The sequence below is a fragment of the Marinomonas aquimarina genome (assembly GCF_900089755.1).
GTDB lineage: Bacteria > Pseudomonadota > Gammaproteobacteria > Pseudomonadales > Marinomonadaceae > Marinomonas > Marinomonas aquimarina.
Genome location: NZ_FLOC01000003.1, coordinates 159,355 through 174,485 on the forward strand (window position 1 = coordinate 159,355; position 15,131 = coordinate 174,485).

Here is a 15,131-nt window from a genome sequence, read left to right on the forward strand (position 1 = left end):
ATGAACGAATTATCAAACCTTATCAAGTCACTGGCCTACAGCCTTACGGTCGTATCCAACTCTTCTAAATGTGTCGCCACGCTTGCTAAACGACACGACCTGCGCTCAGAGCTTGAGAAATTACAGAAGGGACTGAGGCGTCATAAGTCCTCAGGTTATGATTTAGAGTCGAAGAATGTCCCCATCGAGAGCACGCTTCTGACATTACTAGACCGGATTCAAACACATCACGTAAAAATCACTGAACTACAAAAACACTGCAGCCTGCTAACACACTTAGAGAAGTCCACCCTGTTACAATTGATTGAACAATCGCTGGCCGCTATGGATGAACGCGCGAGCCAAGCCAAGATGATCCTCGACGCCATGGCCCAACAAGGTGTCAGCGTCGACGACCTCAAATAAACGCCGCTTGCTAAAATCAAACAGCGCTGAGATTTTGCGCTAGGACTTACGTGGCTTTTTGAAGTCCACCATTGATACCACCTTACCATCTGGCGACGCATGGCCATCGGTGGATGTGTGGCGACTGGTGGCACGCTGATAACTGGCCGCGGCATCATCTAACAGTCGCAGCATAAGTTTTTTCGGCCACACGACCTCTTTTTGCGCCTGCAAATTGAATGGCATTTCGGCTAACAAAAAGCTGGCCTTCGCAAAAGGTAACTTTTCAAACGGCGTATTGTCATCCCATAGCATTTGCTCAATGCACGCCTTAGCCTGATTTAGGCACATATGCATGGCATCCTTACACTCATCATCAATCACTAACGGCTGAAGCAGCTGCTTAGCAGTATTGATCTGCTCTTCAGTGGCTTGGATGGCCTCTAGGGATTGCAGTAGCGCCTGAGCAAACAAGCGGTCCAAATCAGCGAAATCGGCTTTATTCAGACAGGGGATGTAAATGGCTAGGCGTGTTGCTTCGTGGACGCAAATCACACAGTTGCGCCCCTTAACCAAAAACAAACTGCCGTGCCAGCCACTTAGGGGGTTCAACGCTTCTAGCCCAGGGATGACCTGTGACGCCGAACTCGGCAAACGCCCATTAGCGTTGGTCGGCAGCTTCGGGAGCAGTTTATTAGTGCAGTGTAATCGAATCATAAGTCACGCTAAATCCATTCAAACAAGGGTCGGATGTTAGCAGCGATAAGAAATAATTGATATTAAGCTGAATATATAGGCCTAGTTCTGCAGATACTATAGCCCCACACTGTCGTGGGGAACACCTAGGTGTGATGACTGAACCCGACAACGGTCTTGGTTAATTCCCTCAGTCGTGAGGAACGCTCAATCTGAGGGACTCCTTTGTTCATTTGGATCGGTTAATCCCCGAGTGCTCGGGGAACGCGTCAAGCTTAAACAAGTACGCGCCATCCATGGCGGTTAATCCCCGAGTGCTCGGGGAACGCTCCCTTCACTAGCGGCAGATACCACATACCATCCGGTTAATCCCCGAGTGCTCGGGGAACGCGAGTACAGAAAATCCATGTACTCAGTTGTGTACGGTTAATCCCCGAGTGCTCGGGGAACGCTAAACCAACGTGCTCCATTTCCGTGGCCAACTCGGTTAATCCCCGAGTGCTCGGGGAACGCATGGAGATTTCCTTTCTAACGTCTTCTAGTGCCGGTTAATCCCCGAGTGCTCGGGGAACGCAGCAATTAGTAGGCGTTTAGGTGCTTTGGTATCCGGTTAATCCCCGAGTGCTCGGGGAACGCTGAAAGTAGAAAGCGCTCTGCGCCGCGATGTGCGGTTAATCCCCGAGTGCTCGGGGAACGCACGGTTCCGTTATTGCCGTCAAAAGAACGAATCGGTTAATCCCCGAGTGCTCGGGGAACGCATAAAGTTTTCGCCACCAATAAACACAACATCCGGTTAATCCCCGAGTGCTCGGGGAACGCACGACTGAGCAGCTTATAAGTTTATTCATTCGCGGTTAATCCCCGAGTGCTCGGGGAACGCCCGACCCCGCCAGGTCGAGATAAATTGTATGTCGGTTAATCCCCGAGTGCTCGGGGAACGCACTATGATCTACCGCCAAATGATCTAGTTGGACGGTTAATCCCCGAGTGCTCGGGGAACGCGTACTCATACCGCCTATTGATGAGCATGCCACCGGTTAATCCCCGAGTGCTCGGGGAACGCGTGCTTTAGGTTGTCGTTGCTTTCGATGATGCCGGTTAATCCCCGAGTGCTCGGGGAACGCTGGTAGTCAGCACCGATCAGGGCGGCAACCGTCGGTTAATCCCCGAGTGCTCGGGGAACGCCTCTTCCGCCGCATCTATTTGTTCCTCTAGCGCGGTTAATCCCCGAGTGCTCGGGGAACGCTACAATGCGTTTAAGGCTAGGTCAGGTAAAGACGGTTAATCCCCGAGTGCTCGGGGAACGCTTGGCGACGATACAGCAGGGGTCGCGAGTTTCCGGTTAATCCCCGAGTGCTCGGGGAACGCTTCTTTCAATTGAAGAAGCCCAGAAGCTGAACCGGTTAATCCCCGAGTGCTCGGGGAACGCGTATTCGCGCTTAACGGCGGCGGTCATAAACACGGTTAATCCCCGAGTGCTCGGGGAACGCTTGTTCAGACCAACCCATCGCCAAACTCGTCGCGGTTAATCCCCGAGTGCTCGGGGAACGCAACGAGACTGTTTACAAACTCGGCATGGGTGGCGGTTAATCCCCGAGTGCTCGGGGAACGCATTATGTGGGGTGGGCGTATTGGTGAGTTGCGCGGTTAATCCCCGAGTGCTCGGGGAACGCGTGCGCGCTGCAATGGGGCTGTAACGGTTTCGCGGTTAATCCCCGAGTGCTCGGGGAACGCCCCTGCTAGTTGAACAAGCTCCAAGTAAGGAACGGTTAATCCCCGAGTGCTCGGGGAACGCGTGGTGGCATCGCCGGTGATTTTCCCCGTTGCCGGTTAATCCCCGAGTGCTCGGGGAACGCATCCCCGTAGCTGCTTCGATTTCAGCATAAGTCGGTTAATCCCCGAGTGCTCGGGGAACGCGACCAACGGACTAGGCGACAACACCTTTACATCGGTTAATCCCCGAGTGCTCGGGGAACGCTGGAGGGGTACTACGCAATGCGAGCACGTTTCCGGTTAATCCCCGAGTGCTCGGGGAACGCAAACGGTGAGTCTCTATAACGTGCTCAATTTGCGGTTAATCCCCGAGTGCTCGGGGAACGCTCAGGCGCAGTAACTCCAAAATCAATGCAACACGGTTAATCCCCGAGTGCTCGGGGAACGCTTGCTCATTACCAAATATCTCCACCACCTCCGCGGTTAATCCCCGAGTGCTCGGGGAACGCTTTCAATGAAAATGTCAAAAATGTTTTTATCGCGGTTAATCCCCGAGTGCTCGGGGAACGCTTTTAGTGAGTCATCTATAAGAATGGAAAACGCGGTTAATCCCCGAGTGCTCGGGGAACACTGGCCCTTTCGCCACATAAAATGGGTTAAAACCGGTTAATCCCCGAGTGCTCGGGGAACGCTGAACTCGGATCGAGTCAGCGACAACGCGGCGCGGTTAATCCCCGAGTGCTCGGGGAACGCCTGATTGCTGCGTGGTCAAGCGCCTCGGCTAACGGTTAATCCCCGAGTGCTCGGGGAACGCGAGGCGGTATGGGTTACGGCGGCGGTGCGGATCGGTTAATCCCCGAGTGCTCGGGGAACGCGTTTTCAAATAGTTTCTTAAGCCATGCCCAGCCGGTTAATCCCCGAGTGCTCGGGGAACGCTACGAATGTATTTCATTATTTAGCCTCCAAAACGGTTAATCCCCGAGTGCTCGGGGAACGCCAGCAGAAGCTTTCTGTAAGGCCACTGCCATACGGTTAATCCCCGAGTGCTCGGGGAACGCCTGTTCCGCCAGCGCCTCCCGTAGTTGTGGCACGGTTAATCCCCGAGTGCTCGGGGAACGCAGTGTTTGAGCCAGCTCCGCCGCCGATTCCAGCGGTTAATCCCCGAGTGCTCGGGGAACGCCAATTCTTTCGGGTGCGCTTCCTGAATACCATCGGTTAATCCCCGAGTGCTCGGGGAACGCCAATAAAACCAATCGTGGCGGTTTGGGTGTAGCGGTTAATCCCCGAGTGCTCGGGGAACGCCTCATCTAAATCCATGTAGGTATCTAAATATTCGGTTAATCCCCGAGTGCTCGGGGAACGCTGCTCATTAAATACCGTGCCGCCAGTTTCTTTCGGTTAATCCCCGAGTGCTCGGGGAACGCAATAATTACACTACGCATCTTAGCCCTGCACTCGGTTAATCCCCGAGTGCTCGGGGAACGCATAAGGTAAGAATGCGGATCATCGATAGGTGGCGGTTAATCCCCGAGTGCTCGGGGAACGCTCATCCATTGTGAGCTGCTTTTCTAAGAAAGACGGTTAATCCCCGAGTGCTCGGGGAACGCTTACTAACTCAGAAACCCCGTAGTCGGGGAAACGGTTAATCCCCGAGTGCTCGGGGAACGCCTGATCACAAGAACTTGATGGAAGCAGCGGCGCGGTTAATCCCCGAGTGCTCGGGGAACGCAGCGTTAGAGCGCTGGCAGTAGACGACACTGACGGTTAATCCCCGAGTGCTCGGGGAACGCGGAGCATCACCCAGGCGCTGATGCATCAGAACCGGTTAATCCCCGAGTGCTCGGGGAACGCAACATCATCAACCACCTTCAGCACAATCACCCCGGTTAATCCCCGAGTGCTCGGGGAACGCGACTGGTCTTTCATACCTTTTAAGATGGTGGTCGGTTAATCCCCGAGTGCTCGGGGAACGCCAATTAACTTTACTTCGTTTAATGCCATGTTACGGTTAATCCCCGAGTGCTCGGGGAACGCGCATTGTCCGTGTAAGTCAGACTTTCGAGATACGGTTAATCCCCGAGTGCTCGGGGAACGCGCAACTGGCGCCGCCTCACATAGCAGAGATCGCGGTTAATCCCCGAGTGCTCGGGGAACGCTGCATCATTGCTTTGGTCTTCTTGATCATTGCCGGTTAATCCCCGAGTGCTCGGGGAACGCCAAGCGGTGAACGACGGCGCGAACTCGTTTGACGGTTAATCCCCGAGTGCTCGGGGAACGCTCAATATCTGCTGGCAGCAACCAAAATGCTGGCGGTTAATCCCCGAGTGCTCGGGGAACGCTCAGTACGTTTATCAGATCACGCGGTTTCAGTCGGTTAATCCCCGAGTGCTCGGGGAACGCGAGCTTGGCGGCGTATGTGAAGAAGAGGTCTACGGTTAATCCCCGAGTGCTCGGGGAACGCGAAGAAGAGATCGATGCTAATCGAGAGTTTAACGGTTAATCCCCGAGTGCTCGGGGAACGCGCTTGAAAAGCAAGGTCAAAGATTTTATCGTCGCGGTTAATCCCCGAGTGCTCGGGGAACGCGTCGTCAATTTCTACAAAGCGCGAATCGGTCACGGTTAATCCCCGAGTGCTCGGGGAACGCTCTACGATCGCAACGACCGAACCCTCGGCATTCGGTTAATCCCCGAGTGCTCGGGGAACGCTATCAGACGTTAGTGTAAGCGGCGGCAATAAACGGTTAATCCCCGAGTGCTCGGGGAACGCGCCTGATTTCATTTGACTTTATACGTCCCCACGCGGTTAATCCCCGAGTGCTCGGGGAACGCTCTTAGTGTAGATTATTGTTTTATAGAGGAAAATGCCTTACAAAGAAATCCACCAAGATTTAGTGTTCTTTTTAAGTTTTTAAAGATCTATAACCTTTTGATTTTAAAGAACTTAACCGAAAGGAGCTTCAAACAAACAAATTCCACCGAAAGTCCATAAAAATCATTAAGTTAGCTATTTTTGAGGTAAAAATGACACCAGTCGAAGTCCATCTAAATCCACCGGTATACGGCGGTTTTCACCATAAGTTTGGAATTCAAAACCCGATTCTGAATTGGTCGACCAAGCCATCACAACATTCCCTTGTTCGGCTAAGGCGTTGACTTGCTCCCAGATCATTTCACGTATTTTGCGTGACGTATCACCAATATAAACGCCCGCTCGAATCTCGAGTAACCAAATAGCTAAACGCCCTCTTAATCTATCTGGCACACTTTCTGTTACTACTACCAACATACTCATTGCAAATCTCCTCTAATGGCTGCGATGGCCGCTATCGGCGAGGGATTCGGGTTCAGGAATCGCAGGAGGTTGACTGTCTTCCGGTGGTTTCGGCGGTTCGATCTCTCCAGCTGAAAGCACTTCTTCGATCAATGGAATCAGACGATCTAATACTTTGGAGCTACGGAAAATGTCGCGGCAGGCGATGCGTACGTCTTTATCTGGTTGATAGGTACCTTTTGACGCGATTTCGAATGCTTTAGGCACCACCGAATCAAACTTGATGATATCGGCAATATCATAGACAAACGACAATGGCTTTCCTGTATGAACAAAACCAATAGCTGGCGCGTAACCTGCAGCTAAGACTGCTGCTTCGGTAATCCCATACAAACAGGAGGTAGCAGCACTAATACATTGATTAACCGTATCGCCTTTGCTCCAATCTTTTGGATCGTAGCGCCGTCCTTGCCAATTGACCCCGTATTGCTTAGCAAGGAGCTTGTAAGTTTCTCGAACACGAGCCCCTTCAATACCTCTTAATTGTTCTACGGATCGACGACTTGGCGGTGCTTCACCAAAGCGCAGTTCAAACATTTTCCGTACGACTTTGAGACGTAAGTTTTCATCTAAGGCAAGTTTGGCCTGATATAGCAAACGATCTGATCGGGCACCACCAGGCTGACCTGAGGCATATAACCGAACACCAGCTTCTCCTACCCAAACAAGCAATGTACCCGCTGTCGCGGCAAGCTTAACTGCTGCATGGGACACTCGTGTGCCCGGCTCCAACATAATGCACGCCACCGAACCCACTGGAATATGCGTGCGTACGCCATTTACATCAATTAGCACAAATGCCCCGTCTTTCACATCCAACTGACCATATTGCAGAAAGATCATCGAGACGCGATTTTTAATCGGGATGGGATTTAGCGGGATAAAACTACTCATACTAACTCCTTGTATGATCAGTTATTATGCAATCAAAAAGTAAGGCTCAATCATTTCACTGATTAAGCCTTATCTTTTAAATAGGCTTTATTAGGATCAAGCCACAGCCAAGAGCTTTCGATTTGCCGACACCTTGCTTGAGCTTACCTATAAAGCGATCAGGGTCTTGCACTGTCAGAACACCTTCATAATCGACACTTGAGAATTGAATCGTCGTATCAGAGGATTTACGTGAACGGTGCTGTTGGTAACTTTTAATAAACGGTAGCGCATCAAGTGTAATCCCCCAATCCTGAAGTCTATCTGGCGCAGCTAACCACTGCTGAGCAGCTTGCTCCATTAATGCCTTAACTTCCTCGGGATCAGTAACCCCATCATGCTTAGCATTACGTTTCGCATGCATCATGACATCGTGGCGCTGATTTTTACCTTGAAAGTTTTTAACCGTCACGGTTGGATTGGCTCTTAGTGAAAAGCTTAGTCTTTGTCCCGAATACAACTTTGGTTCAAAGCGCTTACTTTGCACTTTGAAGCAGCTGCTATCGACTTCAGGCTCGTTTTCAGATTGAACATAAAACACCGGACGCCCTTGACCATCTTGTTCTTCTCGAAATAAAAACGAACGCGCCTCATCGTTAGTAAATAATTGCCATAATGCTTGATGCGAGGAGTAAACGCCTTTGTTTCCCAGCCCCGCTAGCATTAAACGCGCTTGATCTGACGATTGAAAAGATACTTTAGATAAAAACATTTATACCTCCCTACCAGCGTCAGAAGCCCGAATGGTGACTTGATGCATAGCACGTTGCTGAAATTGCCATCGAGTCCGACTCACTGGATCATCCCATGGGTGTGTCGTCATGACAGTATCACCTTGAATCTCAGAGATATCGCCTTCCCATGTATAGGTAAACGCTCGGCTACGTCGCAACCAAGTATTGTCTGAAATGCCTTCTGGCGTTATCTCAGGAAAGTCTTGATCTAAAGCCTCTTTCAACTCGCTATTACCAACCAATAAAGGGCGTAACGGTGCGGAAACAGGGCAAGACTTGCGCCCTAAATACAAAGTAAATACGGGACGAATAAGTGCACTTTGAAGTTCATCCAATGTAACAGTAGCTGTGTCAGTTAAAGAAAGCGCCACCACCCATAAACCATCACAACGATAATCTCGCGTAGAGAGAATCGTATTCAATTTATCCTTTGGCTCATCAAGTAACTCATTTTTACGAGTACGGTAAACGTACTTGTTGTTACGAGCAGGCACTTGGCTGGTGTGGTAGTCACGTAGCAAGCTGGTCGGTGTTAATTGCTTAGTCGCAACCTGTACACTTTGATGAAGCGCTTGTAGACGGGCGCTCTCTTCCCGCTTGATGCCCAAAGCCGCACCTAATAAGCCCAAAATAGCGGAGCGGGTGGGCGATATATGTGTCGCCCGATCGCCGCCTACAGCTGGCTGGCCCCAACTCGCTATAGGTCCATAGAGTTGAAATACCAAATAGTCTTTCATAGTCTGCACTCCAGCTATTAATTAGCGACGAATGCTTTGAGTTCATCAAATGAACCTTCACCAACCACTGCGTTGATACTATAACGAGTATCTGCACATTGGCCGTAAACCTTGTCAAAATTCTCGGCTTGCTTTTCCAATGCGCTAATCGCCAGAAACGCTTGATCTTCACCTTTGATTGGTTTTAGAAATGCTGCCGATAACGAGCGCGGTTGTTGCTCACCTTTTTCAGCCAGTACATAGCTCGCGTAAGCACGTGACGCAAAGCTGTTTTGCTTGCCCTTTGGAGATACTTTTACAGCAGCTTCAGTCAAAGCTTGAATAGCTTGGTTTGCTAGAGCTTCGTTACCATCCAAATTCTCGATGAGCTGAGTTTTATTGATACAAACATAACTGTAAAAAAGAGCCGCGGCGAAGCCAGACTCACCGATATGTGAAGAACCCGAATCTTCCTTACCATCATTTAGATCGTCTACAGCAGTAAAGTAATCATCTTCCACTACCACACTATGGACACTCAACGCATGAGCTACTTGGCAAGCGGCTTCTACATTGAAGGCTGGGCTAGAGGCCAACATACGACCAAATAATGCGATATCCACTGCGCTTTGGTTATGACGTAATAAGCTCAACTCTTCTTCGGTCGGCTCGCGACTCTCATCAGCTAATACCGCTGCCAAATCTAAAGCGGCTTGCTGCTCTTCTGGGCTGATGTGCGCTAGCTGCTCAATTTCGAGCGAGCCCTTTTTACCTTTACCAAACACACCAGCAATGCTTGCAGCCCATTTTTGAGCATTCTTTTCCGCAACGCCATTCTCAACTAGAACTTTAAAAACTTCGCCGCCAAAGCGTTTGGTTCGCTTGCCAAGATTATTTGCCATAGACTCTTCAAAGATTTCGGAGCAACGCCAGTTACGTTTCAAGCTCTGAGAACTCACTCGCAAACGATCGAAGCCCCCCATTTTTGCAGTTTTTGGGCGCCCTAAGTCATCACGGTTTAAATTAGATGGTGCGTAAGACGTTAGGAAGTGAAGTTGGATAAATTGGCTCATGGAAAATTCCTTTTTAAGCAGTTTTAGATTTAGAATATTTTTGGTTGGCAGCTTGGTAGTAGTCCATCGCCCAACGTACACTGATGCGCTTATCCGCCTTACGCGGTGACCATGCGTAGAACTCATCAAACCATTGCAATATGTCATCAGCCACTTTGGTGGGCGATGCTTTGCCATCTAATTGCAGCACAATACGACGTATACGCTTTAGGAAGTCATCTGGTGTTGGAGCATTTTGTAGCTTGGCAAAGCGCAGCTCACTGACGATCGATTTGTCAGCTGGCTCGCCATGTTTGTTTACTTTTTTACCCGCTTGAGCGGCCAGCTTCTCGCCATTATCTTGCTTGATATGTACCAGTACTGCGGCGACGGTCGCCCATGCTTCTAGGTTTTGCGGTACGTCTTCGAGGCCTTGGTTTAGCAATTCCAACCAAAGCATGCGAAAACCTTCTTGTAACATTACTGCGTCTGCGCTGTCACATCTTTTTAGCTGAGCTTTATGAGACGTTGGCGCTGGTGGAATCCCCTTCGCTTTTAATGTAGCAGAGTCTTCAAACATTCCCTGCCACCAGCGTAACACTGTATTTCCATACTGATTCATGCCACTCATGACATCACCTCCTGCTGTTCCTCTACCTGGTATTCTTGTTTAAATTTTTTGATGTCTTTACCGCCAAACAACCAACCACATAATGCCCGGCGTGCTTCGATGCGTTTCAGCATAGTTCGCTCCGAGCCAAGCTCTGAAAGCGCATACTCGTCAAATAAATCGAGGACTGTATGCTGTAATTGGCCGAGCCATACATTTGCAGTGGCGCTAGGTAAAACTTCTGAGCCATCGTCTACGGCATCCATTAATTGAGAAACAGCGTTAAAGAAACTTGTCTCGCTGCGCTGCCAAAACTCCAAATCGATGAAAGACATATCACCCTTAGTATCACTTGGACTTTCAAACCAAGCAGCTTTTACTTGTGTGCGTAAATGCCACAAAGCATCGCCAGAAAGCTTTTGTAAACGCTTCACTTCTAAAAGAAGATCCGTTTGTTGTTCAGGATCAAATTGGAACAAAGGCATAGTCGTGCTGTACCAGCCACGGGGCTTCATATTGTCCATGTCATAGCCAAACACCCAAAGACTGGTAACAACCTTTTTAAAAACTCTAGGATTACCTTCACTGATACGCTCAAAGTGGCCAACAACACGAGCGCACTTTTGGGCATTCTCTTCACTAGAAAAAGTCAAGGCATCCCATATTTTGTATTGAATCCCTCCTGGCTGACCTTTAGCCGATAGCCAATCACCGTCGGGCTTTTTCGGATCACCTTTATAGGGCGTTAACGGATGTGTCCAATTACCTGAATAGTTGTAACCGTAATTTTGCGTACGATAATCACTTACAATGTTACTCGTCGTCTGGCCAGTAATTGCACATACTCCTTCATGGTTCTTCACATCTAAACGAATACGTCGCGGCATGGCCCAAAACATATGCAGCGGATGCACATGATCATGAAAAACTTCGGAGCCTTTCTTTTCGCTAGTGCGTGTCGGAGCCAGCCAGGGAAACACTGAGCCATCGCTAAAATCAGGGTCTTCATAAACCCAGCTCTCGCGATTGATCACATTGAGCCATAGCTTTTGCCATAAAGGTGCGTCCGAATCTGCCGGCATCACGAGAGTCGTTAATGGCCCGCCACCCCGTAGCCCTACGCGATGCCCTGCGCCGCCTGAAGGGGCATTGATTTGAAGAGTAAACAGCGCTAACAAGGCCATTTCTAACGACATCTGATCGCACACACCCCGTTTAATAAAATGGTCTGTGTTATTTTTAATACCGTTTTCACCTGGCGCATCGATAAGCAGTCCTGCAATATTCGAGGGCTTTTGCTCAGAAAGTGATTCAAAGTCTTGCATAAACAGAGGGCCACTACCCTCGGCATTAAAAGCATGCTCGACAGCTTGAAGGTCTAGCTCAAGCTCCTGCTGGGTAGGCGCCTGCTTAAATCGCTCCACCCACTGAGTTGAGTCTTTAGGGGCAAAGGCTGTCTGCAACAGTCCAATTGCAAACTGATAAGCCGCACCTTGGAAATCTGCACGCGGTAGAGCAAAGTCTAAAACGTCATCTGCGCAAATATGGCTAATGGGCAGCGCCTGCACTGAACCGTCGCGCATTCGCATCGGCAACCATGGGTCTTTTACTAGGTTCATCATATATCCCTATTAGAAGTAGGGAGAGTATGCTCTCCCTGATGATTATGCTAACCAACACGCTCGCCCCATCAAGCGTGTTCCTCGTTTCCGCCATGTAACAGACAAACCAAAAAGCAGCATACACTTCTGTGGACACTCTTGATTCTGCTTACTCTTTTTGAATACTAAAATGAAGCGGATTTTCGGAACAAAAATTGAAATAATGGATGCGAACATAGGCACCTCCTATATAGATTAAAATAAGGCGTAAGAGCATTGCTCTGTAAGTCAAAACCACCTAACATTAATCTTGCTACGGATGTCAGCGGAGGTAGCTTTAGACACAATAAGCCGCCTTCGCTGCTCATCATTTGCTCACTATAACGACAACCAGCTTATCTCGCAACAAAAAAATAAGTTTAGAGCTTACTTTTCTACTATATAAAAATCTAAACAAGTTTATATCTTTTCTCTTTTCTTTTAGAATACACCTTGTTCCTGAGATCAACTTGGGATCAACCGTTTAGAGCTTAGCCTTCGACTAAGAATGAAACACGTTCCCCACAATCGTGGGGACTTTCACCTCTCACCAAAACCAAACACATCACTGTAACTAAAACTCGGATCGTCACTAGCTAGCCATGGCTGAAGGTATTTAGCACTTGGATAACGCGTTTCCAAAGCAAGCTTCTCTTCTTCACTGATTTGAGTCAGCTGATCCGCGAACTTACTTTTTAGCACCTTAAAAGTACTCAATGGCACGGCAAATTTAGGCTGGTCTGCATAAGGTACAAGCTCGCCTTTACTATCTCGTTTAAGCAGTAAAATATTTTCGTATTCTAGGTTGCTGTAACGCGTACTGATATCCGTTTGATCGTCGTACCACTGCTGATTACTTTGCGTACTATAACCATAGTTTTGCCACTGTAGGCGATTGAATTTAGCGGCGCTGACTTTACTCGCTTGTTCACCGCAGGCTTCTAATTCCGCTTTTTCTAGCGCTTTGGGGATCTGCATTTGAGCTTCTGAAGAGTACACAGCTTCAATTAGATCACGGGCTTTTTCTGGCATATGAATACCACCCAGCTCTCTTAATTTCTTCATTCCTAACCACAACCTACCGGGTGAGCGATATACCGCTTGGGCGCTAGGTAAAACCTCGCTAAGCCACTGCACACTGGGATCATCAGACCAAGCTGGTGCATGGACGTACAGCAATGGGGCAGGTCGCGTATCGCGGATACCTAGCTCTCGTTCACGCTGAGCATTGCGCGTGTGGCGATGCAAACGCCCCGCTCGTTGAATCAGATCATCAATCAGGCAAAGATCCGAGATCATAAGATCGGCATCCGCATCTAAGCTTTCTTGAAAAACCTGTGTCGCCACTAGTACTTTGCCATGTCGGGCTGGAGCGTCACTGTGCTTACCAAACCAATTTAACACCTTGTGCTCGATGGCTTGACGATCACTTAACGCAAAACGACTGTGGAATAGAAGCGCATTGTCTGGATTATCCAATTGCTCGCGGATTTCAGTGTAAGCACTGATTGCGTCATCAACTGAGTTACGTATCCAGACAACACATTTACCAGCTTTTGCGGCTTGAACAACCTTTTCAACGACCGTGTCTTTCTGATCAATAAAGTGCACAGCTACCGAACGGCTTACATCTTCTCGGCTATCTAGCGGCTGTTCTAGTAAAGGCTGCTCGCTAGAAAGCGAGACTTTAGTCGCTAAAGGAAAATGTGTTTGCTCTAGCTGTTTACCGGAGTGAGTCGAAGTGCTGAGCCAAATATCTGTAAGACGCTGACGCTGCTGTTGAGAAAGAGTCGCTGTTAATAAAATAGCGCTACAACCAAAATGCAGATGCAGTGATAGCAAACTTTCGAGCAGTTCAAACATGTATTCATCTGCTGCATGTACCTCATCGAATACCAATACTTTTCGATGCAGCCCCAGCAACCGCAAAGATTGATGACGACGCGGTAAAACTGCCAATAAAGTTTGATCTATTGTGCCGACACCAATCGGTGCTAATAGAGCTTTCTTACGCGAATCCCCTAACCATTGGCTACATTGAGCGGTCGCGGTTTGATCATCGCAGGTATAGCTGGTTTCACTGCTACCTTCAGACATGAGAGTCGCTTGAAACTGTTCATTCATATCTCGAGCGCCATGCGCTAAGACAATGCTCGGTAAAGCTGATTGATCTTGGTACATGGATGAATAATGATCGAGTACACGCTGATACATTGCATTAGAGGTCGCCATGGTTGGCAGACCAAAATAAAAGCCATCAGCAGCTCCTGCTTCGAGTAATCGATGCAATAACACTTGAGCAGCTTCGGTCTTACCGCTCCCAGTGATGTCCTCAAGGATAAAAAGCTGTGGGGAATCATCAATATCCACACTTTCAGCCCACGCCTGCAAAGGCGTTGGTGAAAAGCCAAACTGAGCTTGCACTGATTGAAAAGGCTTGATCGAGGCACTACTATCCAATCTCGTGGCTTGCCAAGCGAGTTGGGCGCTTGCCAATGCCTCCTTCCAATAATCACCTAGAGCTTCAACGGGTACAGAGCGATACGGAAAATAGGCTCGATCAGACCCTATCCAGTCAGCTAACACGGCAACGCCTGCGAGCAACCAACTCACTTGCTTCAAACGCGCGCGCCATGAAGCATCGAGAAACTTTTCGAATGGAATTGATGGCTTGATCAAATGATAAGCGCCTAAAACAAAAGACTTTGCCGCCGCAACATTGTGCTTTTGTATATAACGCTTTAAGTCGCTGGGCTTCTCAAATCGAATCGGCTTTCCGTGATGCCCTAAGCTACACTCCATTAAGACTGAGAATGTTTCAAAAACTTGGGGTTCTTCGGCATCTGAAAGAGAGGTCGGAAATAGCTCTGCTAATTCTCTAAGCTCATGCCAGAAAAATAAGCCCAACTGATCATGGCGATGCTCTTTGCTGTTGTAGTGCCATGTAGGATTAGCATCGAAAAGAAAACCAGTCTCATCCTTAAATAAGGCTTGAAAGGCCGATGCAAACTTACCTAAATCATGTAGCAGCAGACAAAAGATAAATAGCGAAATAAACGCCTCTTCATCCAATTCAAGAAATGACGCGATATTCTTAGTTAATGCTTTGTTTTGAGTGAGTAAGACCTTTCCTACCGCCGCCACATCCAAGCAGTGAAACGGCAATAAATGATAAGGATCGCCTTTGCTGTCTAGTTCATTCTTCTGGGCTTTACCCCAGTAGAAAAAATAACTTGCCACATTTGTCAGTTCCATCGATCTAGCCCTCGTTCATTTCCCTTCACTTTAACCCCTTTTTCACCCATCACAACCCTGTACATTT

The 15,131-nt window shown here is 48.7% G+C and carries 10 protein-coding genes and 1 CRISPR repeat array; of the genes, 1 reads left to right on the top strand and 9 read right to left on the bottom strand.

Annotated elements, in window-relative coordinates; genetic code table 11:
- The gene (locus tag MAQ5080_RS04380; RefSeq protein WP_067207088.1) at positions 1-405 is read left to right on the top strand and encodes a hypothetical protein; all 405 of its coding nucleotides are present in this window, start codon (positions 1-3) and stop codon (positions 403-405) included.
- A 39-nt stretch (positions 406-444) separates the two neighbouring features.
- Here MAQ5080_RS04380 and MAQ5080_RS04385 read toward each other — a convergent pair whose 3' ends face one another.
- The 9 genes from MAQ5080_RS04385 to MAQ5080_RS04425 form a co-directional block, all read right to left on the bottom strand.
- Positions 445-1,101: a DUF6933 domain-containing protein gene (locus tag MAQ5080_RS04385; protein ID WP_067207085.1), complete on the bottom strand. Its 657-nt coding sequence runs from the start codon at positions 1,099-1,101 to the stop codon at positions 445-447.
- Positions 1,102-1,319: 218 nt separating this feature from the next.
- Positions 1,320-5,622: a CRISPR direct-repeat array (repeat unit 29 nt; unit sequence CGGTTAATCCCCGAGTGCTCGGGGAACGC).
- A gap of 175 nt (positions 5,623-5,797) precedes the next feature.
- Positions 5,798-6,085, bottom strand: a complete 288-nt coding sequence (cas2e, locus tag MAQ5080_RS04390; RefSeq protein ID WP_067207082.1) for a type I-E CRISPR-associated endoribonuclease Cas2e — start codon at positions 6,083-6,085, stop codon at positions 5,798-5,800.
- 12 nt (positions 6,086-6,097) lie between these two features.
- Positions 6,098-7,018, bottom strand: a complete 921-nt coding sequence (gene cas1e, locus MAQ5080_RS04395; protein ID WP_067207079.1) for a type I-E CRISPR-associated endonuclease Cas1e — start codon at positions 7,016-7,018, stop codon at positions 6,098-6,100.
- 76 nt (positions 7,019-7,094) lie between these two features.
- Entirely contained in the window at positions 7,095-7,769 is a 675-nt protein-coding gene (gene cas6e, locus MAQ5080_RS04400; RefSeq protein WP_067207075.1) for a type I-E CRISPR-associated protein Cas6/Cse3/CasE, read from the bottom strand.
- Positions 7,770-8,528, bottom strand: coding sequence for a type I-E CRISPR-associated protein Cas5/CasD (gene cas5e, locus MAQ5080_RS04405; protein WP_067207073.1), 759 nt, complete (start codon positions 8,526-8,528; stop codon positions 7,770-7,772).
- 17 nt (positions 8,529-8,545) lie between these two features.
- On the bottom strand, positions 8,546-9,580 hold the full coding sequence (gene cas7e / locus MAQ5080_RS04410) for a type I-E CRISPR-associated protein Cas7/Cse4/CasC (RefSeq protein ID WP_067207071.1): 1,035 nt from the start codon (positions 9,578-9,580) through the stop codon (positions 8,546-8,548).
- Positions 9,581-9,593: 13 nt separating this feature from the next.
- Positions 9,594-10,190: a type I-E CRISPR-associated protein Cse2/CasB gene (casB, locus tag MAQ5080_RS04415; RefSeq protein WP_231870796.1), complete on the bottom strand. Its 597-nt coding sequence runs from the start codon at positions 10,188-10,190 to the stop codon at positions 9,594-9,596.
- The gene (gene casA, locus MAQ5080_RS04420) at positions 10,187-11,791 is read right to left on the bottom strand and encodes a type I-E CRISPR-associated protein Cse1/CasA (RefSeq protein ID WP_231915730.1); all 1,605 of its coding nucleotides are present in this window, start codon (positions 11,789-11,791) and stop codon (positions 10,187-10,189) included. The genes casB and casA overlap by 4 nt, the downstream gene beginning before the upstream one ends.
- Before the next feature lie 558 nt (positions 11,792-12,349).
- Positions 12,350-15,064, bottom strand: a complete 2,715-nt coding sequence (locus tag MAQ5080_RS04425; protein WP_067207065.1) for a CRISPR-associated helicase/endonuclease Cas3 — start codon at positions 15,062-15,064, stop codon at positions 12,350-12,352.
- Positions 15,065-15,131: the final 67 nt, after the last annotated feature.

Excerpts from the sequence above, each read along its gene's own strand:
- MAQ5080_RS04380 (WP_067207088.1), top strand. The coding sequence starts at position 1 with ATGAACGAATTATCAAACCTTATCAAGTCACTGGCCTACAGCCTTACG.
- MAQ5080_RS04385 (WP_067207085.1), bottom strand. The coding sequence starts at position 1,101 with ATGATTCGATTACACTGCACTAATAAACTGCTCCCGAAGCTGCCGACC.
- cas2e (WP_067207082.1), bottom strand. The coding sequence starts at position 6,085 with ATGAGTATGTTGGTAGTAGTAACAGAAAGTGTGCCAGATAGATTAAGA.
- cas1e (WP_067207079.1), bottom strand. The coding sequence starts at position 7,018 with ATGAGTAGTTTTATCCCGCTAAATCCCATCCCGATTAAAAATCGCGTC.
- cas6e (WP_067207075.1), bottom strand. The coding sequence starts at position 7,769 with ATGTTTTTATCTAAAGTATCTTTTCAATCGTCAGATCAAGCGCGTTTA.
- cas5e (WP_067207073.1), bottom strand. The coding sequence starts at position 8,528 with ATGAAAGACTATTTGGTATTTCAACTCTATGGACCTATAGCGAGTTGG.
- cas7e (WP_067207071.1), bottom strand. The coding sequence starts at position 9,580 with ATGAGCCAATTTATCCAACTTCACTTCCTAACGTCTTACGCACCATCT.
- casB (WP_231870796.1), bottom strand. The coding sequence starts at position 10,190 with ATGAGTGGCATGAATCAGTATGGAAATACAGTGTTACGCTGGTGGCAG.
- casA (WP_231915730.1), bottom strand. The coding sequence starts at position 11,791 with ATGATGAACCTAGTAAAAGACCCATGGTTGCCGATGCGAATGCGCGAC.
- MAQ5080_RS04425 (WP_067207065.1), bottom strand. The coding sequence starts at position 15,064 with ATGGAACTGACAAATGTGGCAAGTTATTTTTTCTACTGGGGTAAAGCC.